This window comes from Acidimicrobiia bacterium (assembly GCA_040902765.1).
GTDB lineage: Bacteria > Actinomycetota > Acidimicrobiia > Spongiisociales > UBA11373 > DATKBG01.
Genome location: JBBDWO010000026.1, coordinates 55,756 through 78,973 on the forward strand (window position 1 = coordinate 55,756; position 23,218 = coordinate 78,973).

Consider the following 23,218-nt stretch of genomic DNA (forward strand, 5'->3'; position numbering starts at 1 on the left):
CCCCGCCGGTAGCCTGAGCGGATGATCGACGATCCGCTCTGGCCCCGCGCCGACGGTTGGCTTGCTTCGGGTTCGGCGTCGCCGGACCTGGCCGTGGTCGGGGTGCCCACCTCTTCGGCATCGCTGAGTCCGTCGGAGGCGTGGCGCATGCCCGGTGCGTTCCGGGAGGTGCTCGGCCGGTTCTCGACCTGGGACTCCGAGGATCGCGTCGACATCGGCGGTCTGGCGGTCACCGACCTGGGTGACTGGGCGGTCGATGCGCTGGACATGCACGGTGTTCTCGAAGGTGTGGCCGACCTCGCCAGGGCACTCGATGGCGCGGCGATCCACGCGTTCGTCGGCGGCGACAACGCCATCACCCGGCCCTTGGTCAGGGGGCTCTTTCCTGGCCACCTTGAACGGGTCGGCGTGCTCACTCTCGACGCCCACCACGACGTGCGTTCTCTCGACAACGGCCCGACCAACGGCACACCCATCCGCGGTCTCATCGAGGACGGCCTGCCGGGTCGCAACGTCACCCAGGTGGGAATCCACTCGTTCGCCAACTCGGGTGATTACCGCCACTACTGCGAGGAGCAAGGGATCGAGGTGATCACGATGGCCGCAATCGATGAGGTCGGTGCCGGGTGGCTGGTGTCGACAGCGCTCGACGATCTCGCCGAGCGCTGTGATCGGATCTTCGTGGACGTCGACATGGACGTGCTCGACGTCGCTTTCGCACCCGGGTGCCCGGGGGCGCGGCCGGGCGGGATGATGCCGCGACAACTTGCCGCGGCGTGTCGCGCCGCCGGTTCCCACACGGCGGTGGTGGCGGTCGACTTCGTGGAGGCCGACCCGACCCGGGATCCTTCAGGGGCGACCACGATGCAAGTGGTAAACGCCTTCCTGGCTTTCTGCTCGGGTCTGGCGCAGCGGAGATCGTCGTGACCCGGACGGTCACCATCACCGGTGGGCCGCTGGGCATCGACGACGTCGTGGCCGTCGCCGCGGGTGAGGGGACCGTCGAGATCGATCCGTCGGTCCCCGACCGGATGGCGGCGGCGCGGGCCGTGATCGAAGCCGCCGTGGCCTCGGGCGCCGTCGTCTACGGCGTCACAACCGGTTTCGGGGCCCTCGCCGGGACCCGGGTGCCCCCGTCGGAGTCGGCGGCGATGCAGGTGGCTTTGTTGCGTTCTCATGCCGCCGGCGTGGGCGATCCGCTGCCGGCAGAACTGGTGCGCGCCATGATGCTGCTGCGAGCCCGGACCCTGGCGCAGGGGCACTCCGGGGTTCGCCCGGTCGTCGTGGAGCGGATCGTCGACCTGTTGCGACACGGCGTGCTCCCGGTGGTGCCCTCTCAGGGCTCGGTCGGGGCCTCTGGTGACCTCGCCCCGTTCGCCCACCTGGCCCTTCCGCTGATCGGCGAGGGCGAGGTCACGGTGGGCGGCGAGCGCCGGCCAGCGGACGAGGTGCTTGCGGACGTCGGCCTGGAACCGCTCACGCTGCAGCCCAAGGAGGGGCTCAGCCTGCTCAATGGGACCGAGGGCATGCTCGCCCATCTAGTGCTCGCCATTCACCGGGCCCGTCGCCTCGCCGACACCGCCGACCTGGCGTGTGCGTTGTCGGTAGAGGCTTTGATGGGGAGTCAGCGTCCGTTCATGGCCGAGGTGCACGCGCTGCGGCCCCACCCCGGCCAGACGGAGTCGGCCCGTCGGATCCGGGAAGCGATCGAAGGCAGTGGGATCGACTCCAGCCATCACGATGATTTCGATCACGCCGTCCAGGACGCATACAGCCTGCGGTGCGCCCCGCAGGTTCACGGGGCGGCGCGGGACGTGATCGAGTTCGCCGCGGGCGTCGCCGAACGCGAGCTGGGAGCGGTGGTGGACAACCCGATCGTCCTCGATTCGGGTGAGGTCGTGTCGGCGGGCAACTTTCACGGGCAGCCGCTCGCCTTCGCCCTCGACTTCCTGGCGATGGCGGCGACCGAACTCGCATCCATCTCGGAGCGTCGCACCGACCGTCTGCTCGACCCGACCAGGTCGGGGGGACTTCCGCCCTTCCTGGCGACCCGGCCCGGGCTCGACTCGGGATACATGCTCGCCCAGTACACCGCGGCCGCTCTCGTTGCCGAGAGTCGCGTGCTGTGTCATCCGGCTTCCGTCGACAGCATCCCCACCTCCGGGCTCCAAGAGGACCACGTGTCGATGGGCTGGGGCGCCGGCCGCAAACTCATGACGGTGCTCGACAACGTGGAACGGGTTCTCGCCGTCGAACTGCTGTGTGCTGCCCAGGGCGTCGACCTGCGGGCGCCGCTCGAACCCGCACCGGGCACGGCCTCCGTGCACCGGGCGATCAGGTCGGTCGTCCCGCCCCTCGACGGCGACCGCCCGCCCGGTCCCGACATCGAAGCGGTGGCGGTCCTGGTGCGTCGGGGCTCGGTGGCAGGGTGAGCGGGACAGTGCGCCGGAGCCTCAAGTGGACCCAGCATGGTCCGGAGGTCCTGCCGGCCTGGGTCGCCGAGATGGACTTCGGTATCGCAGCCCCGGTCGCGGCCGCGCTCCACGAGGCGGTGGATGACGCCGCCACCGGATATCCGTCTCCCGCGGCGGAGGCCGCCGTGGCAGCCGCCGCCAGCGCCTTCTGGGAGCAGCGGTTCGGATGGTCGGTCGATCCGGGGCGTGTCGCCCACGCGCCGGATGTCGTCGAAGGCCTGCGGAGGGCGGTGGTCCATCTGACCGAACCGGAAACGCCGGTGGTGGTCCCCACACCGGCCTACTACCCGTTCTTCTCGATGGTGGAGCGGGCCGGACGCACCATGGTGGGTGTGTCGTCACGGAGGGACGACGACGGTCGTTGGCGCCTCGACATCGATGCGATCGCCGCGGCGTTGCGTGACGGAGCAGGCTCCGTGGTGTTGTGCAACCCGTGGAACCCGACGGGTCGCTGTCTCGACACCGAGGAGGTCGCCGCGGTGATCGACGTGGCTCGGGCACATGGTGCCCGGGTCCTAGCCGACGAGGTGCATGCCGCTCTCATCTATCCCGGGTCTACTCACGGCGTCGCCGCCGCCCTCGACCCGGAGACGGTGGTGACGGTCACCGCCGCCTCCAAGGCATTCGACATCCCCGGCCTCAAGGCCGCCCAGGTGGTCCTCACCAATAGTCGCGACCTCGAAGTGTGGAGTGGCTACTTCACGCCGGACAAGGCCGGTGTCGGTACGTTTGGTCTCGTCGCCAGCGCAGCGGCGTACTCGGACGGCGGTCCCTGGCTGAACGAGGTGCTGGGCCGCCTCGACGGTCTCCGGCACCGACTCGTGAGCCTCGTCGAGGAGCATCTCCCTCGGGCCTTGTGTCCATTGCCCGAGGCCACCTACCTGGCGTGGATCGACCTGAGCGCCTACCTGTCTGAGAGTCCGGCCGCCCATCTGCTCGAGCACGCACGGGTCGCCCTCACCGAGGGGGCCCAGTTCGGGCCGGGCGGCGAGGGCCACGTGAGGTTCAACTTCGCCACCGACGATGAGGTCCTCGTCGAGATCGTCGCTCGGATGGCTTCAGTGCTGGAAGCCCGCTGACGACGGGGCGGTCGTCACCACGGCCCGATACCCTCAGGGGTATGAGCAGCCCCCGCACCGTCCGTGCCTCCCGGGGTGCCACGCTCACCACCAAAGGTTGGCTCCAGGAGGCGGCACTCCGCTGCTTGATGAACAACCTGGATCCGGAGGTGGCCGAGCGACCCGAGGATCTGGTGGTCTATGGCGGAACCGGTCGTGCCGCCCGCTCGTGGGAGGCGTACGACGCCATCGTCCGAACCCTCACCGACCTGGAGAACGACGAGACGCTCCTCGTGCAGTCCGGCAAGCCGGTGGGGGTGTTTCGCACCCACGACATGGCGCCCCGGGTGCTCATCGCCAACAGCCTGCTGGTCCCCGACTGGGCCGACTGGGACACCTTCCGGGAGCTCGAAGCCGCCGGTCTCACCATGTACGGGCAGATGACTGCCGGGTCCTGGATCTACATCGGCACCCAGGGCATTCTCCAGGGCACGTATCAGACCTTCGCTGCCATCGCCGAGCTGCGGTTTGGCGGCACGCTCGAGGGCACGCTCACGCTCACCGCCGGACTGGGGGGCATGGGGGGCGCTCAGCCGCTGGCGGTCACCATGAACGGTGGTGTGGCGCTGTGCATCGAGGTAGACCCGTCCCGGATCGAGCGTCGCCTGGAGACCCGTTACCTCGACGTGCGCGCCCGCGATCTCGACGACGCCATCGCCCGCTGCTTGGAAGCCAAGAGGAAGCGCCACGCCCTGTCGGTCGGGGTCGAGGGCAACGCCGCCGACGTGTTCCCGGCGCTGCTCGAGATGGGTCTGGAGGTGGACATCGTTACCGATCAGACCTCGGCCCACGATCCACTGGTCGGGTATGTGCCTTCGGGGTACGACGTCGACGATGCTGACCGGCTCCGAGAGAAGGATCCTGCCGGGTATGTCGATGCGGCTCGGGAGAGCATGGCGCGACACTGCGAGGCGATGGTCGGTTTCCAGCGGGCCGGCGCCGAGGTGTTCGACTACGGCAACAACCTGCGCGGCGAGGCCCTCGCCGGCGGGTACCCCGACGCCTTTGCCTACCCCGGGTTCGTCCCGGCGTACATCCGCCCGCTGTTCGCCGAAGGTAAGGGCCCGTTCCGTTGGGTCGCGCTGTCGGGTGACCCGGAGGACATCTCCACCACTGACAAGGCGGTGTCCCGCCTGTTCCCGAAGGATCTGCCCCTGCAGCGGTGGTTGCAGCTGGCGTCGGAGCGGGTGGCGTTCCAGGGGCTCCCCGCCCGGATCTGCTGGCTCGGCTACGGCGAACGCCATGAAGCGGGCCTCGCCTTCAACGAGCTGGTCCGATCCGGCGCGGTTTCGGCACCGATCGTCATCGGCCGTGACCACCTCGACTCCGGGTCGGTGGCGTCCCCCTATCGGGAGACCGAGGCGATGCTCGACGGATCCGACGCGATCGCCGACTGGCCGATCCTCAACGCCCTGCTCAACACGGCGTCGGGCGCAGCCTGGGTGGCGGTCCACCACGGAGGTGGGGTCGGCATCGGCAAGTCGATCCATGCCGGGGCCCAGGTGGTGGCCGACGGCACCGAGCAGGCGGCGCTGCGCCTGGAGCGGGTGCTCACCAACGACCCGGGCACCGGCGTCATGCGCCACGCCGACGCCGGGTACCCACGGGCGATCGAGGTGGCCCGGGAGCGCGGCGTGCGGTTGCCGATGGAGGAGTGAGATGGCAGACGGCAGATGGCAGACGGCAAGAGGCAGATGGCCGACGGCAGAAGGCAGACAGCGTCCGGCAGCCGGTCATGCCATCTGATCTACTCATAACCAACATCGGGGCATTGGTGACGAATGCGTCGGGGGTGCCGGGTGATGTGGCGGTGCTGCGCGACGGTGCTGTTGGCATCCGGGATGGGGTGATCGCCTGGGTGGGGAGGGCGGCCGACGTTCCCGACGAGTATCGCGGGGTGCCGTCGGTGGATGCCGACGGGCGGGCGGCCATCCCGGGGTTCGTCGATGCGCACACGCATCTGGTGTTCGCCGGCGACCGGTCCGACGAGTTCGCCCGCCGCCTGGTCGGTAAGGACTACGAGGCGATCCTGGCGTCCGGGGGTGGGATCCATTCGACGGTGGCTGCCACTCGGGCGGCCCCGTTCGAGTCGCTGGTCTCCGAGGCCGCGGCGCGGCTCGATCGGATGCTGGCATACGGGACCACGACCATCGAGGCCAAGTCGGGGTACGGGCTGACCACGGCTGACGAGGTGCGCATCCTCGAAGCGACCAGCGATGCCGGGGAGCGGTCCCCGGTCGATGTCGTCGCCACCTTCCTCGGTGCACACGTCCCGGACCGCGGCGTCGGGATCGACGACTACGTGGACTTGGTGGTCGACGAGATGCTGCCGGCGTGCGCGCCCCTGGCATCGTTCTGCGACGTCTTCTGCGACCCGGCTGCGTTCGGGGTCGAGGCGACCGAGAGGATCCTGCAGGCGGCGCGGGCGGTGGGCCTCGATCTCCGCCTCCATGCCGAACAACTTGGCCACGGCGGCGGTGCAGGACTGGCCGCCCGTCTGGGCGCGGCCTCGGCCGATCATCTCGACCATGCCACCGCCGAGGACGCGGCCGTCCTCGCCGCCGCCGGGGTGGTGGCGGTGCTGCTCCCCGGCGCCTCACTGTCGATGGGGACCGCCCAAGCTCCGGCCCGGATGCTGTGGGATGCCGGGGTCACCGTGGGCCTCGGTACCGACTGCAACCCCGGGACCTCGTTCGTCGAGAACATGGGCTTCGTCGTCGCCCTGGCGTGCCTGGAGATGGGGCTGACGCCCGACGAGGCCCTGTGGGCGGCGACCCTCGGCAGCGCCCGCTCACTGCGTCTCGACGACCGCGGTCGGGTCGTGCCGGGGACCATCGGAGACCTGGTCATCCTGGACGCGCCGTCACACCATCACATTCCGTACCGGCCGGGCACGGATCTGGTTTGGAAGGTGGTCAAGGGAGGTCAGTTGGTGGTGAGCGGATGACGCGTAGACCTTTGACGCTCAACGCTTAACGCTTAACGCAGGACCCTTCTTGCGTTGTGCGTAGACCCTTGACGCTTAACGCTTAACGCTTAACGCAGGACCCTTCTTGCGTTGTGCGTAGACCCTTGACGCTTAACGCTTAACGCTCAACGCAGGACCTCTTGCGTTGTGCTAGACCCTTGACGCTTGACGCTTGACGCTTAACGCAGGACCTCTTGCGTTGAGCGTAAGCGTTAAGCGTTGTCTTGTGCGTCGAGCGTTAAGCGTTGTCGGCCGTCCCCTAGTCTCGTGCGCATGTCCCGGCTGCGTTCGATCAAGCCCTATCTGAACCACGAGCACCCGTTGCGGTTCGCCCATCGGGGGTCGCGGCTGCTGTGGCCGCAGAACACGATGATGGCGTTCCAGGGTGCCATCGACCTGGGGTACCGCTACGTGGAGACCGACGTTCACCTGAGCCGCGACGGCCGGGTGGTCGTCTTCCATGACGATGACCTGGAGCGGCTCACCGACGGCACCGGGATGGTGTGGGACCACGACTGGGCCGACCTGCAGAGCCGCGACGCCGCCCACACCTTTGGCCGCCGCCTCGGGTACCCGTTCCGGGGCACCGGGGTGGGCATCCCGTCGCTGGAGGAGGTGTTGACCACCTTCCCGGACCTCCAGATCAACATCGACCTCAAGCAGACCGGGATGGAACAGGCGCTCGCCGACGAACTGGAGCGCCTCGGCGCTCGCGACCGGGTGCTCATCGGGTCCTTCTTCGACGACCGGGTAGCCGGGTTCCGCCGAATCACTGCCGGTCGGGTCGCCACCTCCGCCGGGCCCCTGGAGACCCGGGCCGCCTTTGTGGCCGCATTGCGCGGGCGACCGATCGAAACCGAGGCGGATGCCTTTCAGGTACCCGTGCGCAAGGGCGCGATGTGGGTACCCAGTCGCCGGTTCATCGAGGCCGTCCACGCCGCCGGGCGACAGATCCACGTGTGGACGGTCAACACCGCGGCGCGCATGCGGCGGCTCCTGGACGCCGGGGTCGACGGCATCGTCACCGATCGCCCCGATGTGCTCAACGAGGTGGTCACCGGGAGGAGTCCGGGGTGAGCGACGCGCTGCTCGGCTCGATCGTCAGGCTTCAGGTGCAGCGCGACCCGCTGAAGTCACGCGGTGAGGGATACGACCCGAGGCCGATCCTCGCCGTCGAGGAGGCCGCCATCGGTCCGCTGGGGATGGTGGGTCGTCATGACGGAGCCTGGGTGGTCGACGCTCACCACGGCGCCCATCCCCGCAGCCGGGCGGGAGGAAGACGGGCGCTGTCGATCGGATTCACCGCCCACTACGCCGCCATGGCCGATCTCTTCGGTTCGGCGCCGCTGGGGTGTGCCGGCGAGAACATCATCGTGGAGACCGACCGGATGATCCGAGCGGAGGACCTCGAGGGCGACCTGGTCGTGACCACCGGGGGCGGTGAGCTTCGCCTGCCGGGTGCCCGGGTGGCGGCACCATGCCTGGAGTTCGCCTCGTTCCTGCTGGGGAGGCAGAGCGTTGCTCCCCGGTCGGAGATCGCCGCCGACGTGGCATCGCTCGACGAGGGGGTCCGCGGTTTCATCCTCGAAGTTTCCCGTCTCGAACGACCCGTCGTGATCCGCATCGGCGATCCGGTGTCGGTCCGAGCAGGCACTGCCTGACGAGCTCCGCCCGGGATGTGGTCGGTGTGGCGCGCGATCGTGGGCGACGGCACAATGGGGTCACCCGGCAGCGCTGGCGGCCGGACGAAGCGAGACCAAACGGGGAGGGATCGATCATGCATCGTCGCTGGCTGCGGCGTCTGGTACTGGTATCCGTGTTCGCACTGGTGGTGGGTGCGTGCGGCGACGACGACGGGGCTGGGGACTCCGGTGAGGGGCTCAAGGTCGCCTTCGTGTACGTGGGACCGATCGGGGACGCAGGGTGGACGTGGGCCCACGACCAGGGCCGGCTCTACCTGGAGGAGAACCTTCCGGGCGTCGAGACGACGTTCTTGGAGAGCGTGCCCGAGGGAGCCGAGTCACAGCGGGTCTTCGAAGACCTGGCGGAGGACGGTTATGACCTGATCTTCGGCACATCGTTTGGTTACATGGATCCGATGCTGGCCGCAGCGGCGAACTATCCCGATGTGGCCTTCGAGCACGCGACCGGGTTCCTGCAGGCCGACAACCTGGGCAACTACTTCGGTGCGGCCGAGGAGGGGCGGTATCTGACTGGCCTCGCCGCCGGCGCCGCGACCACCACGAATCTGATCGGCTACGTGGCCGCGTTCCCGATCCCCGAGGTGCTGCGCGGGATCAACGCGTTCACGATCGGTGTTCGCGAGGTGAACCCGGATGCTCAGGTGCAGGTGATCTGGACCAGCACCTGGTTCGGACCCGATCTGGAGCGTCAGGCGGCCGAAGCCGCCCTCGATGCCGGTGCCGACGTGATCGCCATGCACCAGGACTCCCCGGCGCCGGGACAGGCTGCTGCGGATCGCGGAGCCAAGTGGGTGGGGTACAACTCCGACATGTCGGTGTTCGCGCCCGAGGCGTGGCTGACGGCCCCGGTCTGGGACTGGGGGCCTTTCTACCTGCAGCGTGCGCGCGAGGTCCTCGACGGGACGTGGACCAGCGAGTCCTACTACGGCAACATGGCCGGTGGGATGGTCTCGTTGGCGCCGTTCGGCCCCTCCGTGAGTGAGGAGACCCGTGGGCTGATCGAGAGCCGTCGGGCGGCGATCATCGATGGGACCTTCGCCATCTTCGTCGGACCCCTGTACGACCAGAACGGCGTTCTGATCTACGGCGAGGGCGTCGTACCGAGCCTCGGTGAGCTTCTCGGGACCGGCTACTTCGTCGAAGGAGTGATCGGGAGCCCGACTGGCTGAAAGTATGGGCGGGGAGGGCGGCCGGTCGTCGGCCGCCCTCGCCCTCCGATCCATCGACAAGGCCTTCTTCGGGGTGTCGGCCAACTCGAGTGTCGACTTCGAGGTCGAGTGGGGTGAGGTCCACGCCCTGCTCGGCGAGAACGGTGCGGGCAAATCCACGTTGTGTGCTGTCGCCGCCGGTCTGTACCGCCCTGACGGCGGAGAGGTACGCGTCGATGGCAGGCTCGTCGAACTGCGGTCACCGTCGGATGCGCTGGCGGCCGGGATCGGGATGGTGTACCAGCACTTCAAGCTGGTGGCCAACCTGACCGTCGCCGAGAACATCGTCCTCGGCCATCCGGACACGCCCGCTCGGCTTTCGCGTCGGTCCATCGAACGCCTCACCGCAGACCTGGCAGCTCGCTACGGCCTCGGCGTCGATCCGTCGGCCCGCGTGTGGCAGCTGTCGGTAGGGGAGCAGCAGCGTGTCGAGATCCTCAAACTGCTCCATCGCGAGGTGCGGATACTCATCCTCGACGAGCCGACGGCGGTGCTCACCCCACAGGAGGCGCTGACCCTGTTCGACACGATGAGGGTGATGACCGATGAGGGACGCGCGGTGGTGTTCGTCTCGCACAAGCTCGATGAGGTGCTGTCGGTGGCTCGCCGCATCACCGTCCTGCGGGACGGTGGCCGGGTCGGAACCGTGGACGCCGCCGAGACGACGCCGCTCGATCTGGCGCGCATGATGGTCGGCAGGGAGTTCAGCCTCCCCGAACGGCGGGGGCCTGCCTCACCCGGTCTGGTCGTGCTCAGCGTTCGGGGCCTGGAGGTGATGGGTGACCGGGGCATTCCCGCGGTGCGATCGGTGGATCTCGACCTGCGGGCCGGCGAGATCGTGGGGGTGGCGGGGGTCGCCGGCAACGGCCAGCGCGAGCTGGCCGAGGCGGTTGCTGGTGTTCGCGATGCGGACGCCGGCACCATCACGCTTTGCAACCGGGATGTGTCGCGCCGCACCGCCCGGGGCCGGGCAGATGCCGGCTTGGGGTTCATCCCCGAGGATCGGCTGGGTACCGGACTGGCTCCCGGGCTCTCCATCGCCGACAATCTCGCCCTTCGTCGATATCGGTCGCCCGAGATGTCCGGTCTGTTCGCCATCCGCCGACCGGCCATGGAGCGTTACGCCGCGGATCTCGTCGACCGATTCGACGTTCGCGGTTCGCGTCGGGGGCTGCCGGTGAGGCTGCTATCAGGCGGGAACCTGCAGAAGGCCGTGCTGGCCCGTGAGATCGACCACGGACCGAACGTCCTGCTGGCGTGTGCCCCGACTCGCGGTCTCGACGTCGGTGCCACGAGCGCGGTGCGAGCGCGTCTGCTCGACGAACGGGATCGCGGTGTCGGCATCTTGTTGGTGAGCGAGGACCTCGATGAGCTGCTCGCACTGTCCGATCGGGTGGTGGTGATGCGAGACGGAGAGCTCGTCGGCGAGGTGTCGGGAGAGGGCGCCACCATCGACGAGATCGGTCTGCTGATGGCGGGATCCACATGACCGCTCGGATCGTTGTCGAGCCACGGCGACGGGCCGGGGTGCCGCTCGTTGCTCTTGTGTCGGTGGTCTCGGTCCTGGCCGCCTTCGTCGTGGCGGGTGTGTTCCTCCAGGCGACCGGTCATGATCCGCTGGCGGTCTATGCGCGCATAGTGCGCACGTCGGTCGGCTCGTCGAGAGCGCTCAGCGAGACGCTGGTCTCGGCGACGCCGCTGATTCTCACCGGGGTTGCCGCGGCGCTCGCCTTTCGGATGCTCATCTGGAATATCGGAGGAGAGGGCCAGCTCTACATGGGCGCGATCTTCGGCGCTGGCGCCGGGATCGCCCTGTCGACGGCCCCGACCGTGATCGCGCTCCCGGCGGTGCTCCTCGCTGGCGGGCTGGGGGGAGCGCTGTTTGCCGGAGTCGCCGCACTGCCGAGGGTGACTCTCGGGACCAACGAGATCATCACGACCCTGATGCTCAACTTCGTGGCTCTCCATCTGATGAACTTCCTGGTGTTCGGTTCGTTCAGCCCATGGCGTGATCCGGCGTCGACGAACTTTCCCCAGGGGCGACCGCTGACGGCCGCCGCCTCGTTGCCCGAACTGTGGCGCCGCCTCGATCTGGGGTTGCCCGTGGCTGTCGTCGTGGCGATCACCCTGTGGTGGGCTCTGCGGAGTACGAGGTGGGGCTACGAGTTCCGGATAGCCGGAGACTCACCGGGCACCGCCCGATATGCAGGGATCCCGGTGAGTCGCAAGGTGTTCGGGGTGTTCCTCTTGTCCGGAGCGATCGCCGGTCTCGCCGGAGCGATCCTGGTGTCGGGCGTGGTCGGCTCGCTGGAACCGCGGGCGCTGGCAGTCAATCTCGGTTTCACCGGGATCATCGTGGCGTCTCTGGCGCGGCTCAATCCGCTGGCCGTCATCCCGGTGGCTCTGCTGATGGGTGCGCTGAACAGCGCCGGTCCGGCCCTGCAGACGATCCGGGTGCCGTCCTCGACGGTCCTCATGATCCAGGGGCTGATCCTCGTGTTCGCCGTCTCGGGTTCGTTCCTGCTCGAGCACCGGGTTCGGGTGCGCAGGGTGACCCCGACGGAGGCCGTGGGGACATGAACGACTCGGTGCTCCTCCTCACCGCGGTGGCGGCGATCGCATCGGGAACGCCGCTCGTGTTCGCCGCCCTCGGCGAGATCCTCACCGAGCGCAGCGGGATCCTCAACCTCGGTGTCGACGGGATGATGCTCGTCGGTGCGGTGAGCGGCTTCTGGGCCACCAGCCAGACCGGTCGCCTCGAATTCGGTGTCGTTGCGGCGGTCGCAGCCGGTGCCGCCGTGTGCCTGCTCCACGCACTCCCGGCCATCACGCTGAGGGTCAACCAGATCGTCTCCGGTCTCGCCCTCGCCATGCTCGGTACCGGGATTGCCACGTTCATCGGTCGTACCGGGAGCCCACCGTTGGTCGGACAGCCTCCGCGGGCGTCGTTCCGACCGCTCCTGTCGGGGGGCCTGGCGGACCTGCCGGTGGTGGGTCCGTTGCTCTTCGGACACGATGCTCTCGTCTACCTGTCCTGGGTGCTCGTCGCCGGGGTGTCGTGGTATCTGTTCCACACCAGACCCGGGCTCGAACTCCGTGCCGTCGGTGAAGACCCGGGGGCGGCCGATGCTGCCGGGGTGGCGGTGGTGCGCATCCGCTACGTGCACACGGTTCTCGGCGGCGCTCTCGCCGGCCTCGGTGGTGCCTACTTCTCACTGGCGCTGGTGCCGTCGTGGCAGGACGGGATAACCGGCGGGGCCGGGTGGATCGCCATCGGCCTGGTCATTTTCGCTTCGTGGCGTCCCTGGCGGCTCCTGCTCGCCGCCTACCTGTTCGGCGGCGTGACCCGGCTCAACTTCACGCTCCAGGCCTACGGCGTGTCGGTGCCATCGCAGTTCCTGGCGATGTTGCCGTTCATCCTCACCATCGTGGTCCTCATCCTGCTGACCGGCGGTCGGCGCGGGAGGTTCCTCGGGGCTCCTGCGGCACTGACCCGTCCGTATACCAGGGAGCAGCGCTGAACGACGGCACTTGACATATGGTCGGAAATATCCGATCATCCGGAAAATGCCGACCAAAGACGATCCGATCGCCCACAGGAGCATCAAGGCCCCTCGCGAGGGGGTGCTCGTGCTCGATGCCGATCAGGCCAAGATCCTCGCCGACCGGACCCGTAACGACATCATCGTTTTGCTCGCCGAGCGGCCCGCCTCCACCCAGCAGCTGGCCGAAGCGATGGGTCGGCCCAAGGGCAGCATCGGCTACCACCTGAAACTCCTCGAAGAGGCCGGTCTCATCGAAGTGGTCCACACCGAGCAGGTGCGCGCCATCACCGAGAAGTACTACGGGCGGGTCGCCACCACCTATGTATTCCCGCACGTTGGTGAGGACGGCCCGGGGAACGACTTCATCCTGGAGGCGCTCGAGGAGATGCGCCCCGAGAAGGATCACGAGGAGGCGTTCTTCACGCTTCGGCACGCCCGGATCGAAGAGGACCGGGTGACCGAGTTCGCCGATGAGCTCCTCGCCATCGCCGAGCGGTTCGCCGTCGAGCCGCGCAGCGGCACCACCGTCTACGGCCTACTCATGGGAATGTACCCCACCGACCGACCGTCGCTTCCACCCGTATCGACCGACGAAGCACCCAAGGAGCGTGAATGACCGTGCAAGAAGCCCCTGCCGCCACCCCGAAGGTGCGGCTCGGCCCTAACTATTGGAAGCTGTGGTGGGCCAGCCTGACCAGCAACCTCGGCGACGGCGCTGGGATGATCGCCTACCTGTGGGTGGCGTCGGCGGTGACCCGCAACCCGGTGCTCATCGCGCTCATCGCCGTCGCCGGGCAGCTGCCCTGGCTGGTCTTCACCCTCCCGGCCGGAGTCCTGACCGACCGCCTCGATCGGCGCAAGATCCTGGTGTCGATGGACTTCCTGAGGGCGGCGCTCATGGTGGTCCTCGGCATCGGCGTCCTGATGACCGCATCGTCGCTGCCGACGGTGGCGGAGGTGACCGGCGGCATCGACTTGCCCACCAACGTCGGCCTGTATCTGGTGCTGATGTCGACCGCCCTGCTCCGGGGGATGGCCGAGGTGCTACGCGACAACACGGCGCAGACCTTCATGCCCGCTATCGTCCACAAGTCCAATCTGGAGAAGGCGAACGGCAACCTCTGGGGCGCCGAGATGGTGGCCAACCAGTTCGTCGGCCCGCCGATCGGCAGCATCCTGCTCGGCATCGGGTTCGCCATCCCGTTCTTCGTCACCGGGGCAGGCTTCGCGCTGGCCGCCTTGCTCATCCTGACCATCAAGGGCGATTTTCGACCCAAGCGCGCCGCCGCCGAGATCAGCGTGGAGGAGCGGCGCGGTGAGTTCGTCCGCGACATCAAGCGCGGCTTCGGCTGGCTTTGGAAGCACCCGTTGCTGCGGCCGATGGCGATCATCCTCGGGTTCATGAACGCCCTGGGCATGGTCACGTTCTCGGTGTTCATCCTGTTCGCCCAGGAGGAACTCGACCTGGGAACCGGCCTGTTCACCGGGGTGCTGGCGCCGATGGCCGACTTCTTCGGGATGTCGAGCGTCGCCGCTTTCACCTTTGCCCTGCTCATGATGGGTGGCGCCGTCGGCGGGGTCATCGGGGCCGTGGTGGCGCCGAAAGTGAGCAGGGCGATCGGGCCGGGCCCGGCGCTGGCGCTGACGCTCGTGGCTCAGGGGTTGACGCCTCTCGTCATCGGTCTGTCGACGAAGTGGTGGATGGTCTGGCTCATGTTCCTGGCCGCCACCTTCACCGGACTGTTGTGGAACGTGATCACGGTGTCGCTCCGCCAGTCGATCATCCCCGACGACCTGCTCGGTCGGGTCAACAGCGTCTACCGCTTCTTCGCCTGGGGCATGATGCCGATCGGGTCCCTCGTCGGCGGCGGCATCGCAGCACTCACCGCGGTGTTCGCCTCGCGTAGCCTCTCGCTGCGGATGCCGTTCCTGGTGGCGTCCGCCGCCGGGTTCGTGCTGCTCGTCTACGCGCTGCCGCGGCTCACCACGGAGAAAATCGAGGCGGCCCGGCGCGAGGCCGAGAGTTCGACGCCGGAGGCGTCGTGACGATGTGAGTGCATCCTCCTGCACTGACGACAGCGATCGGGGTGTCCCAGGGGCACCCCGATCCGCGTCTCAGCCGTCGGCGTACTTCACCCCACAGGAGTGGTCGGGGCAGTAGCCGTTTGGGTTCTTCGCCAGGTACTGCTGGTGGTAGTCCTCGGCGTAGTAGACGACGTCGAGCGGTTGGATCTCGGTGGTGATGGTGGCCATCCCGGCGTCGGTCAGGTTGGCCTGGAACACGTCACGGCTCCGTTCGGCGGCCGCCAGCTGCTCGTCGCCGATGGTGTAGACGGCTGAGCGGTACTGGGTGCCGATGTCGTTGCCCTGGCGCATCCCCTGCGTCGGGTCGTGGTGCTCCCAGAAGATCGCCAGCAGCTCCTCGTAGCTGATCTCGTTGGTGTCGAAGGCGACGATCACCACCTCAGCGTGCCCGGTGCGGCCGGAGCACACCTCCTCGTAGGTGGGGTTGGGGGTGGAGCCGCCGGCGTATCCGACGGCGGTCACCCACACGCCCGGCGCCTCCCAGTAGAGCTTCTCCTCGCCCCAGAAGCAGCCGAGGGCGAACACCGCGGTCTCGATGCCCTTGGGGAACGGCGGATGCATCGACCGCCCGTTGACGAAGTGGGTGTCGGAGGTCGGGATCGCATCCGGCCGCCCCGGCAAGGCGTCGGCGGGATCGATCATTTCGGTCTTGCGAAAGAGCATGGGGTGGATGGTAGGAGGCGCGATTCGCAATTCGCGATTCGCAATTCGCAAGCGGCAAACCCCGACGTGGGGTCTCGCGACGCGTTAGCCCTCCCCCTCCGTCAGCGGCCTTCGGCCCGCTGCCACCTCCCCCTTCGGGGGAGGGGACCGCGAGGGAAGGGTCGTTGCGTCAGCGGTCTGGCGTCCCTGCCGCCTCCCATTCGGGGGCCTTCTTCGGTTCCTCCCCCCCGTAGGGGGGAGTACCGCCGGGAGCGGAGCGAGCGGCGGGGAGGGGGGAGGGCGAACCCTTCGTAGGGCCTCGCGACGCGTCTGGCCTCCCCCTCCGTCATCGGCCTTCGGGCCGCTGCCACCTCCCCCTTCGGGGGAGGAAAGTGAGGAGCGACGCGTCATCCCTCTGTTACCCCCCAAACTCGCCCGGCGCACCTGCCGTCTTACGGCTCTTACTGGCCACTGGCCGCTGGCCACTCTTGCCTAACCCCGCTTCTTCCTTCTTCTCGCCAGCATCCATAGGAGGGCGGCGCCGACCGCGCTGGCCACGGTGGCGCCTGAGATGAGCGGGACCGGGCGGGTCAGCCGCTTGACCAGGCTCACCTGGCGGTGGAACGCGAGGATCGGCCAGCCGCGTTGGGCGGCTACCTCTCGAAGCTCCTTGTCGGGGTTGACCGCGTGCGGGTAGCCGACGATCTCCAGCAGCGGGAGATCGGTGGCGCTGTCCGAGTAGGCGAACGAGTCGGCGAGGTCGATGTTCTGGACGGCGGCGAGGCGTTCCACCGCGGCGGCCTTCGCCGGTCCGTACACGTACTCCTCAACCGTGCCGGTGTAGCGGCCCTCTGCGTCGGTACCGGTCCTGGTGGCGACCACGTCGGGCACCCCCAGGTACTTGGCGAGGGGCCGGACCACCTCCTCGGGGCTCGCCGACACGATGAAGACGCGTCGGCCTTCGCGAAGGTGCTCGTCGATGAGGAACAGGGCTTCGGCGTAGACGATCGGTGAGACGATCTCCTCCAGCGCCTCCTCCACCACCCGCTCCACCTCGGCGCGGTCCCAGCCCTTGGTGAGCTTCAGAAGGGAGTCACGGGTCCTCTCCAGTTGGTCCTCGCCCGCCCCGAACAGCACGTAGATCAGCTGGCTGACCGAGGCGCGCAGCAGTGCCGGGCGACCCATCAGGCCGGCCTTGTAGAGCCGTCCGGTGAACGCCAGCGTCGACGACCGGGCGATCACCGTCTTGTCGAGATCGAAGAAGGCAGCCTGGGCCATGGGGGCCGAGTGTACGGAGCGCAAGGATTTCGGAGTCGGTCGCACCCTGCGGGGAGGGGTGAGGACGCTCAACGCTCAACGCAAGACAAGGAGGTGACCCTCTCCTGATGGCGACTGGTGACTCCCATACAACCCCCTTGAGTCGCGGGGGTCCCTCCCATACGGTCGGCCTATGCCCGTGCTCGCTGTGTGGACGCCGCTCGACGGCTTGCTCGGTGCCCTGGCGCCGGTCGGACTGGCACTGAGCGCGGGTGACGCCCTCGTCGTCGACCTGGACCCGGGTGGTCCCGCCTATCCGGGCGAGCGGAGTCTGGCCGATCTGGTCGTCGATGGGCCCCGGAAACCGGACCTGACCCCACGCCGCGGCGTCGGCGTGCTGCGCAACGGTGGGGTCGCTCCGGAACGGTCCCGGGCGGTGGTCGAGGCGCTGGTGGGTGCGCACCCGACGGTGGTGTTGCGGCTCCCGCCGAGGCCGGCGCCGGAGGGCGGTCGGTGGCCGGTGGTGCCGGTGCGGCTGTTGATCCCCGGAGGATGGTTCGAGGCCCCCGGCCCAGCGGTGTTCCAGGCGACCCCGGCGTGGGAGACGATGCCGGCCATCGGGGTTCGACTCCCGGTGCCGTCGCCCGACACCGTGCGCGCCATCCTGCTCGGCCGCCGACCATCGTCGCGCGACCGCTGGGTACGCGCCTTCCGATCGGTGTGGGGGCTGCCGTGGCGGCCGTAGATCGTATCGTGGAGCGGCTGCTCGATTCCGGTGTGCCGCTGCGTCGTCACGAGCTCGCCCGGGCCGCCCGTGCCCTTGCCACCGAGGAGGCACCGCTCGACCCGGGTGCCGCGCGCGCTGCGGTCGACGAGCTGGTGGGTCTGGGACCGATCGAGCCGTTGCTAGCCGATCCGATGATCAGCGACATCCTGGTCAACGGACCTGATGAGGTGTGGGTGGAGCGGTCGGGTCGGCTGGAGCGGACCCCGATCCGCTTCTCCTCGGCAGACGCCGTCGTCGCCGCCGTGGAGCGGGTCCTCGCCCCGCTCGGCCTGCGCATCGATCGGGCGTCACCTGCGGTGGATGCGCGGCTCGCCGATGGCTCCCGACTGCACGCGGTCATCCCGCCGGCATCGGTGGACGGACCGGTGGTCGCCATCCGGCGATTCGTGCCCACCGTGACCAGCCTGTCGGATCTCGTCGCTGCCGGAGGCGTCGACGAGTCGGGCGCTGCCCTGCTCGACAGGCTGGTCGGAGACCGGGCCAACCTCCTCGTCTCCGGTGGAACCGGTACCGGCAAGACCACGCTGCTCAACGTGCTCGCCGGGTTGATCCCGGCGTCGGAACGGGTGGTGACGGTGGAGGATGCCGCCGAGCTTCGTCTCCCTGGGCACGTCGTCCGACTCGAGGGGCGGCCCCCAAACGCCGAAGGCGCCGGCGAGATCACACTCCGCACGCTCTCCCGCCATGCCCTGCGACTCCGGCCGGACCGGCTCGTCGTCGGCGAGGTACGCGGACCGGAGGCGCTCGACCTGATCCAGGCGATGAGTACGGGTCACGACGGTTCGATGGGAACGGTCCACGCCAACGGCGCCGAAGAGGCGATGTGGCGAGTCGAGAGCCTTGCCATGTCGGGCGTCCATCGCATCCCCGAGGATGCGGTCCGCCGGTTGCTGTGGTCCTCGGTGGACGCGGTGGTGCACCTGGAGCGCCGGGAGGGTGCTCGCCGCGTCGCGGTGGTGGCAGCGGTCCGGGATGGCTCGCTCGACGAGGTCTGGCCGTGTTGACCGCGGTCCTCGCCGGCCTCGGCCTCGTTTCCGGGATGCCTCTGGCAGTGGTTGGACTCGTGGTGCTGGCGCTGTGGGAGCCCTGGCTGGTAGTCGTCGGCGCGACCGGGTGGGCAGTGCTGACCCGGCTTCGCGCCCAAACCTACCGGCCATCGGCCGATGATGAGGCCGCCTTCCTCCGAGCCTTCGCTGCGGAGATGAGTTCCGGGGCCTCGCTGCGGTCGGCACTCGCCACCGCGGTCGACCAGTTCCCGGGCCTCCGGCTCGTACTCGCCGGACGCATGTCTCGGAGCGGTGTCGCCGCCCACCGCATCGCCGACGTCCTGTCCTCGGCCCTCCCCGTGAACGGTCGCCTCGCCGGGGCGGCCTGGCTGCTGGCGGCGCGGTCCGGTGGGCCGGCCGCCGCCGTCGCCCAGATGATCGCTGTGCTGTCCGCCGAGCATGGAGAACTCGCCCGCGAGCGGAAGGCGCTCACCGCCCAGGCACGGGCGTCGGCGTGGGTCGTCGCCTCCATCCCGTTGATCCTGCTGGTAGCCACCATCGGCAGCGGTCGGGTGTCCCTCGACGATCCGGGTCTGATGCCGATCCTGGCGGCGGGTGTCGCCATGCAGGCCGCCGGAGTGGCGATCGTCGTGACGATGCTGAGGCGATCGGCGCAATGACGAGGCTCCTCGTCGTCATCACCCTCGGGTGGTTCGTGTTCCACCGGTTCCGGCCGGGTGGCGGAACACTCGGGGCCGTCCTCGCCGGGTCGGTCCTCGTGTCGCCGCTCGTGGCCGCAGCCGTGGGGTCGGTTGCCGTCGCCCGGACTCGGTGGCGCCGGGCGGCGGCCGTGAAGCAGCGCGGCGCGCTGGTCGAGGCGGATGCCACGCTGCTTGCCGATCTCGTGGCACTCGGTCTCACCGCGGGCCTCAGCGTGCGAGGCGCGCTGGAGGAAGCACGCCCGCACCTCGGCTCCTACCTCGGTGACGATGTCGATCGCTTGCTCGATGACATGGAGCGTCGCGGTGCCGCGGCCGCACTGAGCGCGGCATCGGGTGCGCTCGAGCCAATCGGTCGTGTCGCCTCGGCGGCGGCGCTTTCCGGTGCCCCACTCGCCTCGGCGATCGCGGCCCACGCCACGGCGCGGCGGCGCACCGAGCACGCCGCTCGGGTGACGGCCGCCCGCAGACTCCCCGTGCGGTTGCTCCTTCCGCTGGCCCTTTTGATCCTGCCCGGCTTCGTGCTGCTGGCGGTGGGGCCGGCTCTCCTTCAGGCGCTGGCGCGGCTCGGTACCGCTCCCTGACAGAAAGGCATGCCCATGCACCATCTCAGATCCGATGCCGGCCAGGCGACCGCCGAATACGCACTGGTGATCGTCGCCGCCGCCATCGTCGCGCTCGCACTGATCACCTGGGCGTCCGGGTCGAATGCACTGCCGGCCTTCTTCGACGCCGTGATCGCGCGCGTTCGCGGCATCGCCGGGTGAGGGACGAGTCGGGGAGCGCCGCCGTGGAGTTCGCGTTGGTTCTTCCGTTGGTCCTACTCGTCCTGCTCGCCGTCGTAGAAGTGGCGGTCGTGGCTCGCGCTCAGCTCGAGGTGACACATGCCGCCCGCGAGGGGGCGCGTCAGGCGGCGACCCAGCCGGGAACCGACCGCGCCGTGGAGGCCGTTCGACGATCGCTCGGCGCCGCGGGCTCCGAGGCCCGTGTCACCGTCAGACGGGACACGTACGTCGGGGGAAACGCCGAGGTCGTGGTGCACCTACGACATCGCATCGCCGCGCCCCTGTTCGGTGGCGTCGAGGTGGTGCTGGTTGGCAGAGCGGTGATGCGTGTCGAGAGGTGAGCGCGGTGCAGCGTCGCTCCTGCTGCTGGGTGTCATCGCCATCGCGCTGCTCCTCGGCGCGGCGCTCGGTTCGGTCGGTGCCTATTTCCGGACCCGTGTCGAGGCGACGACGGCGGCGGATGCCGCCGCACTCGCTGCCGCACCGGTGACCTTCCTTCCGTTCGGTGCCTCCGGGTCGCCGACGGATGAGGCGCGTCGCCTGGCCGCCGCCAATGGCGCCACGCTTATCTCGTGTGTGTGCCGGCTGGACCGGTCATGGGATCCGCGTACCGTCCACGTCGAAGTGGAGAAGGTCGCCCATCTCTGGCCTGCGGGCCGCATCGCCGTCCGCGCCGTCGGCAAGGCCGAGTTCACCCCGGCGAGGCTGTTGAGTAGCGAGTAGCGGATCAACGCTCAACGCTCAACGCTGAACGCCCGACGCGTCTTGCGTTGAGCGTTTTGCGTCCTCCCCCCTGTAATCCCACCCCCTTCTCGGACATAGACACCATCATGGAGAGCACGATGACCGCCATTCGTAGTGGCTCGGCCCCGTGGTCCTCGGAGGAGACGTTCCGCAGCCTGTTCCACAGGTATTACGGGTCGGTGTTCGCATACGCCGCTCGTCGCCTGGGACGGGATGAAGCGGGCGACGCCGCCTCCGAAGTGTTCACGGTGGCCTGGCGAAGCATCCGACGAATCCCCGAGGGGTCCGAATTGCCGTGGTTGTACGGCGTGGCCCGCAAGGTCGTCGCCAACCAGCGCAGGTCGGTGGCCCGACGGCTTCGCTTGCAGGAGAGGGCGCGGTTCGCCCCGCCCCCACCGGCAGTGGAGGATCCCGTCGATCTCGACGCCGTGTTGGCGTCGCTGTCGGAGGCCGATAAAGAGGTGCTCATGCTTGCCGCCTGGGAGGGTCTCGACCCGACCGGGATGGGGCAGGTGCTCGGCTGCACGGCCAACGCCGCCGCGGTGCGACTGCATCGCGCCCGGGTGCGTCTCTCCGAAGCCTGGGGTCATGACGATGGAGGTGTCCGATGAGCCGCGACCCGTTCGAGCACATGCGTGACCGCAACCCGGTCCCGCCCGAAGACGAGCCGATGGCCCCGGCGGCGCTCGCCGAGCGCATCATGGGGACCAGGGCCCGCACCGCTCGCCGGCCGATGCCCGGCTGGGCTATCGCTACGGCCGCGGCCGCTGCGGTCCTGGCGGTCGGCGGGGTCATGATGATCCTGACCGGTCCGCGCACGCCGGTGGTGGGCGACGGTGGCACCACTACGACGGCGGCGGCTGAGACCACGACGACGCAGCCGGTCGTCTCCTTCGTGGAGACCCGGGCCTACTTCTTCGCCGAACTCGACGACGGGTGGGTGAGCGGACCGTTCCTGATCTCCATCGCGGTCCGCGCCGAAGTGCGCGGCGATGACGGCGACGTCCCGGGGATCGCCCACCAGGCGCTCACCGCGCTGTTCGATGGCGACGTCGACGGCCCGGTCGGCTTCTCCAGCACGATCCCAGAGGATGCGGTGTACTCGGGTCTCGAGTACGACGAGGTCACCGGAGTCGTCACGGTCTACGTATCGGCCGAGTTCGTCGGTGGCGGCGGGTCGTTCTCGATGATGGGGCGCCTCGCCCAGGTGATCTACACCGCCACCGCGGTCGACGGCGTCACCGGCGTGCGCTTCGAGGTCGGCGGCGAGCCCACCACCGTGTTCGGCGGTGAGGGCATCGTCCTCGACGACCCGGCCACGAGGGAAGGCTTCGACGACCTCCTGCCTCTGGTCTTCCTCGACTCGCCGGCCTACGGCGCGACGACGGGCAACCCGCTGGTCGCGTACGGCAAGGCGAACACCTTCGAGGCGACCCTGCTCCTGGAGCTGACGCTCCTCGACGGCACCGTGCTGTGGCAGGGGTTCACCACGGCCACCTGCGGCACCGGCTGCTGGGGCGACTGGCAGGTGGAGATCCCCTACGAACTCGACGCTGCCCAGCCCGGCATCCTGTATGCCTACACCGACTCGATGGAGGACGGCAGCCGGATCACCATTCGGTCGCACCGGGTGACGCTGGCGCCGGGCGAGGGCCCGCCGGTCGCCAGTCCGCCTGTCGCCGACTGCTCGGGAGCGGAGGCGACCACCCCGCTGGAGGACCAGGACGGTTTGCCCGCCGCGGTGGCGGAGACCCGAGCTGCCATCTGGGCGGCGGCGCGTACCTGCGACTGGGCGGCCCTGACCGATCTGGCGGGTGACACCCTCACCTGGTCGTTCGGTGGAGAGCCGGGTGATCCGACGCCGCAGTGGAAGAGCATCGAGGCCACGGAACAGCCGACGCTGTACATGGCCGAGTTGCTCACCATGCCGTACGGGACCCGGCAGACGCCCGACGGGACGATGTACTCCTGGCCGTCGGCTTTTGGTCTCCCGTGGGCGGAGGTCTCGGCTGCGATCAGGGCCGAGTTGGGTCGGATCTATGAAGACTCCGACTTCGCCCTGTGGGAAGAGTTCGGCTACGGCGGCTACCGGGTCGGCATCCGCGAGGACGGCACCTGGATGTACTTCGTCGGTTGGGACTGACCGGCTACCGGCTACCGGCTACCGGCTACCGGCTACCGGCTACCGGCTACCGGC

Annotated in this window: 24 protein-coding genes; 22 read left to right on the plus strand and 2 right to left on the minus strand. The window is 69.0% G+C overall.

Going from position 1 to position 23,218, the window contains the following annotated elements; genetic code table 11:
- Positions 1–21 precede the first annotated feature (21 nt).
- The 13 genes from WEA29_07305 (at position 22) to WEA29_07365 (ending at position 15,062) form a co-directional block, all read left to right on the plus strand.
- A complete protein-coding gene (locus WEA29_07305; protein MEX2323563.1) occupies positions 22–927 on the plus strand; it encodes an arginase family protein in 906 nt (301 codons plus the stop codon).
- Positions 924–2,432 carry a histidine ammonia-lyase gene (hutH, locus tag WEA29_07310; protein ID MEX2323564.1) on the plus strand — a complete coding sequence of 503 codons (1,509 nt, stop codon included), beginning with the start codon at positions 924–926 and terminating at the stop codon, positions 2,430–2,432. Before WEA29_07305 ends, hutH begins: the two co-directional genes overlap by 4 nt.
- 8 nt (positions 2,433–2,440) lie before the next feature.
- Complete coding sequence (locus tag WEA29_07315; GenBank protein MEX2323565.1) at positions 2,441–3,553, plus strand: aminotransferase class I/II-fold pyridoxal phosphate-dependent enzyme; 1,113 nt, start codon at positions 2,441–2,443, stop codon at positions 3,551–3,553.
- A gap of 41 nt (positions 3,554–3,594) precedes the next feature.
- Positions 3,595–5,250 (plus strand): urocanate hydratase, encoded by a 1,656-nt coding sequence (gene hutU, locus WEA29_07320; protein ID MEX2323566.1) that lies wholly within the window; start codon positions 3,595–3,597, stop codon positions 5,248–5,250.
- A gap of 77 nt (positions 5,251–5,327) precedes the next feature.
- Positions 5,328–6,539: an imidazolonepropionase gene (gene hutI, locus WEA29_07325; protein MEX2323567.1), complete on the plus strand. Its 1,212-nt coding sequence runs from the start codon at positions 5,328–5,330 to the stop codon at positions 6,537–6,539.
- A gap of 294 nt (positions 6,540–6,833) precedes the next feature.
- On the plus strand, positions 6,834–7,637 hold the full coding sequence (locus tag WEA29_07330) for a glycerophosphodiester phosphodiesterase (GenBank protein MEX2323568.1): 804 nt from the start codon (positions 6,834–6,836) through the stop codon (positions 7,635–7,637).
- Positions 7,634–8,221: a hypothetical protein gene (locus WEA29_07335; protein ID MEX2323569.1), complete on the plus strand. Its 588-nt coding sequence runs from the start codon at positions 7,634–7,636 to the stop codon at positions 8,219–8,221. The genes WEA29_07330 and WEA29_07335 overlap by 4 nt, the downstream gene beginning before the upstream one ends.
- Positions 8,222–8,337: 116 nt before the next feature.
- On the plus strand, positions 8,338–9,432 hold the full coding sequence (locus WEA29_07340) for a BMP family ABC transporter substrate-binding protein (GenBank protein ID MEX2323570.1): 1,095 nt from the start codon (positions 8,338–8,340) through the stop codon (positions 9,430–9,432).
- 4 nt (positions 9,433–9,436) lie between these two features.
- Positions 9,437–10,960: an ABC transporter ATP-binding protein gene (locus WEA29_07345; protein MEX2323571.1), complete on the plus strand. Its 1,524-nt coding sequence runs from the start codon at positions 9,437–9,439 to the stop codon at positions 10,958–10,960.
- The gene (locus tag WEA29_07350) at positions 10,957–12,051 is read left to right on the plus strand and encodes an ABC transporter permease (protein MEX2323572.1); all 1,095 of its coding nucleotides are present in this window, start codon (positions 10,957–10,959) and stop codon (positions 12,049–12,051) included. The genes WEA29_07345 and WEA29_07350 overlap by 4 nt, the downstream gene beginning before the upstream one ends.
- Positions 12,048–12,992: an ABC transporter permease gene (locus WEA29_07355; protein MEX2323573.1), complete on the plus strand. Its 945-nt coding sequence runs from the start codon at positions 12,048–12,050 to the stop codon at positions 12,990–12,992. Before WEA29_07350 ends, WEA29_07355 begins: the two co-directional genes overlap by 4 nt.
- A gap of 46 nt (positions 12,993–13,038) precedes the next feature.
- The gene (locus WEA29_07360) at positions 13,039–13,632 is read left to right on the plus strand and encodes a winged helix-turn-helix domain-containing protein (protein MEX2323574.1); all 594 of its coding nucleotides are present in this window, start codon (positions 13,039–13,041) and stop codon (positions 13,630–13,632) included.
- Entirely contained in the window at positions 13,629–15,062 is a 1,434-nt protein-coding gene (locus WEA29_07365; protein ID MEX2323575.1) for an MFS transporter, read from the plus strand. The genes WEA29_07360 and WEA29_07365 overlap by 4 nt, the downstream gene beginning before the upstream one ends.
- 69 nt (positions 15,063–15,131) lie before the next feature.
- Here WEA29_07365 and msrA read toward each other — a convergent pair whose 3' ends face one another.
- Together msrA and WEA29_07375 are read right to left on the minus strand one after the other, a co-directional pair.
- Entirely contained in the window at positions 15,132–15,764 is a 633-nt protein-coding gene (msrA, locus tag WEA29_07370; GenBank protein ID MEX2323576.1) for a peptide-methionine (S)-S-oxide reductase MsrA, read from the minus strand.
- Between the two features lie 471 nt (positions 15,765–16,235).
- Positions 16,236–17,021, minus strand: coding sequence for an HAD family hydrolase (locus WEA29_07375; protein MEX2323577.1), 786 nt, complete (start codon positions 17,019–17,021; stop codon positions 16,236–16,238).
- A 172-nt stretch (positions 17,022–17,193) separates the two neighbouring features.
- Here WEA29_07375 and WEA29_07380 point away from each other — a divergent pair, with 172 nt between their 5' ends.
- From WEA29_07380 to WEA29_07420, 9 genes are all read left to right on the plus strand, one after another.
- Positions 17,194–17,745: a hypothetical protein gene (locus tag WEA29_07380; GenBank protein ID MEX2323578.1), complete on the plus strand. Its 552-nt coding sequence runs from the start codon at positions 17,194–17,196 to the stop codon at positions 17,743–17,745.
- Entirely contained in the window at positions 17,733–18,791 is a 1,059-nt protein-coding gene (locus tag WEA29_07385; protein MEX2323579.1) for an ATPase, T2SS/T4P/T4SS family, read from the plus strand. The genes WEA29_07380 and WEA29_07385 overlap by 13 nt, the downstream gene beginning before the upstream one ends.
- The gene (locus WEA29_07390; GenBank protein ID MEX2323580.1) at positions 18,785–19,453 is read left to right on the plus strand and encodes a hypothetical protein; all 669 of its coding nucleotides are present in this window, start codon (positions 18,785–18,787) and stop codon (positions 19,451–19,453) included. The genes WEA29_07385 and WEA29_07390 overlap by 7 nt, the downstream gene beginning before the upstream one ends.
- Positions 19,450–20,076 (plus strand): type II secretion system F family protein, encoded by a 627-nt coding sequence (locus WEA29_07395; GenBank protein ID MEX2323581.1) that lies wholly within the window; start codon positions 19,450–19,452, stop codon positions 20,074–20,076. The genes WEA29_07390 and WEA29_07395 overlap by 4 nt, the downstream gene beginning before the upstream one ends.
- Positions 20,077–20,091: 15 nt before the next feature.
- Positions 20,092–20,259 (plus strand): DUF4244 domain-containing protein, encoded by a 168-nt coding sequence (locus WEA29_07400; GenBank protein MEX2323582.1) that lies wholly within the window; start codon positions 20,092–20,094, stop codon positions 20,257–20,259.
- Between the two features lie 23 nt (positions 20,260–20,282).
- Positions 20,283–20,618, plus strand: a complete 336-nt coding sequence (locus tag WEA29_07405) for a TadE family type IV pilus minor pilin (protein ID MEX2323583.1) — start codon at positions 20,283–20,285, stop codon at positions 20,616–20,618.
- Positions 20,605–21,000, plus strand: a complete 396-nt coding sequence (locus WEA29_07410) for an Rv3654c family TadE-like protein (GenBank protein ID MEX2323584.1) — start codon at positions 20,605–20,607, stop codon at positions 20,998–21,000. The genes WEA29_07405 and WEA29_07410 overlap by 14 nt, the downstream gene beginning before the upstream one ends.
- 119 nt (positions 21,001–21,119) lie before the next feature.
- Positions 21,120–21,632 carry a sigma-70 family RNA polymerase sigma factor gene (locus tag WEA29_07415; GenBank protein ID MEX2323585.1) on the plus strand — a complete coding sequence of 171 codons (513 nt, stop codon included), beginning with the start codon at positions 21,120–21,122 and terminating at the stop codon, positions 21,630–21,632.
- A complete protein-coding gene (locus tag WEA29_07420; protein ID MEX2323586.1) occupies positions 21,629–23,164 on the plus strand; it encodes a Gmad2 immunoglobulin-like domain-containing protein in 1,536 nt (511 codons plus the stop codon). Before WEA29_07415 ends, WEA29_07420 begins: the two co-directional genes overlap by 4 nt.
- Positions 23,165–23,218 lie beyond the last annotated feature (54 nt).

Excerpts from the sequence above, each read along its gene's own strand:
- WEA29_07305 (MEX2323563.1), top strand. The coding sequence starts at position 22 with ATGATCGACGATCCGCTCTGGCCCCGCGCCGACGGTTGGCTTGCTTCG.
- hutU (MEX2323566.1), top strand. The coding sequence starts at position 3,595 with ATGAGCAGCCCCCGCACCGTCCGTGCCTCCCGGGGTGCCACGCTCACC.
- hutI (MEX2323567.1), top strand. The coding sequence starts at position 5,328 with ATGCCATCTGATCTACTCATAACCAACATCGGGGCATTGGTGACGAAT.
- WEA29_07330 (MEX2323568.1), top strand. The coding sequence starts at position 6,834 with ATGTCCCGGCTGCGTTCGATCAAGCCCTATCTGAACCACGAGCACCCG.
- WEA29_07340 (MEX2323570.1), top strand. The coding sequence starts at position 8,338 with ATGCATCGTCGCTGGCTGCGGCGTCTGGTACTGGTATCCGTGTTCGCA.
- WEA29_07345 (MEX2323571.1), top strand. The coding sequence starts at position 9,437 with ATGGGCGGGGAGGGCGGCCGGTCGTCGGCCGCCCTCGCCCTCCGATCC.
- WEA29_07350 (MEX2323572.1), top strand. The coding sequence starts at position 10,957 with ATGACCGCTCGGATCGTTGTCGAGCCACGGCGACGGGCCGGGGTGCCG.
- WEA29_07355 (MEX2323573.1), top strand. The coding sequence starts at position 12,048 with ATGAACGACTCGGTGCTCCTCCTCACCGCGGTGGCGGCGATCGCATCG.
- WEA29_07360 (MEX2323574.1), top strand. The coding sequence starts at position 13,039 with ATGCCGACCAAAGACGATCCGATCGCCCACAGGAGCATCAAGGCCCCT.
- WEA29_07365 (MEX2323575.1), top strand. The coding sequence starts at position 13,629 with ATGACCGTGCAAGAAGCCCCTGCCGCCACCCCGAAGGTGCGGCTCGGC.
- msrA (MEX2323576.1), bottom strand. The coding sequence starts at position 15,764 with ATGCTCTTTCGCAAGACCGAAATGATCGATCCCGCCGACGCCTTGCCG.
- WEA29_07375 (MEX2323577.1), bottom strand. The coding sequence starts at position 17,021 with ATGGCCCAGGCTGCCTTCTTCGATCTCGACAAGACGGTGATCGCCCGG.
- WEA29_07380 (MEX2323578.1), top strand. The coding sequence starts at position 17,194 with ATGCCCGTGCTCGCTGTGTGGACGCCGCTCGACGGCTTGCTCGGTGCC.
- WEA29_07395 (MEX2323581.1), top strand. The coding sequence starts at position 19,450 with ATGACGAGGCTCCTCGTCGTCATCACCCTCGGGTGGTTCGTGTTCCAC.
- WEA29_07400 (MEX2323582.1), top strand. The coding sequence starts at position 20,092 with ATGCACCATCTCAGATCCGATGCCGGCCAGGCGACCGCCGAATACGCA.
- WEA29_07415 (MEX2323585.1), top strand. The coding sequence starts at position 21,120 with ATGACCGCCATTCGTAGTGGCTCGGCCCCGTGGTCCTCGGAGGAGACG.
- WEA29_07420 (MEX2323586.1), top strand. The coding sequence starts at position 21,629 with ATGAGCCGCGACCCGTTCGAGCACATGCGTGACCGCAACCCGGTCCCG.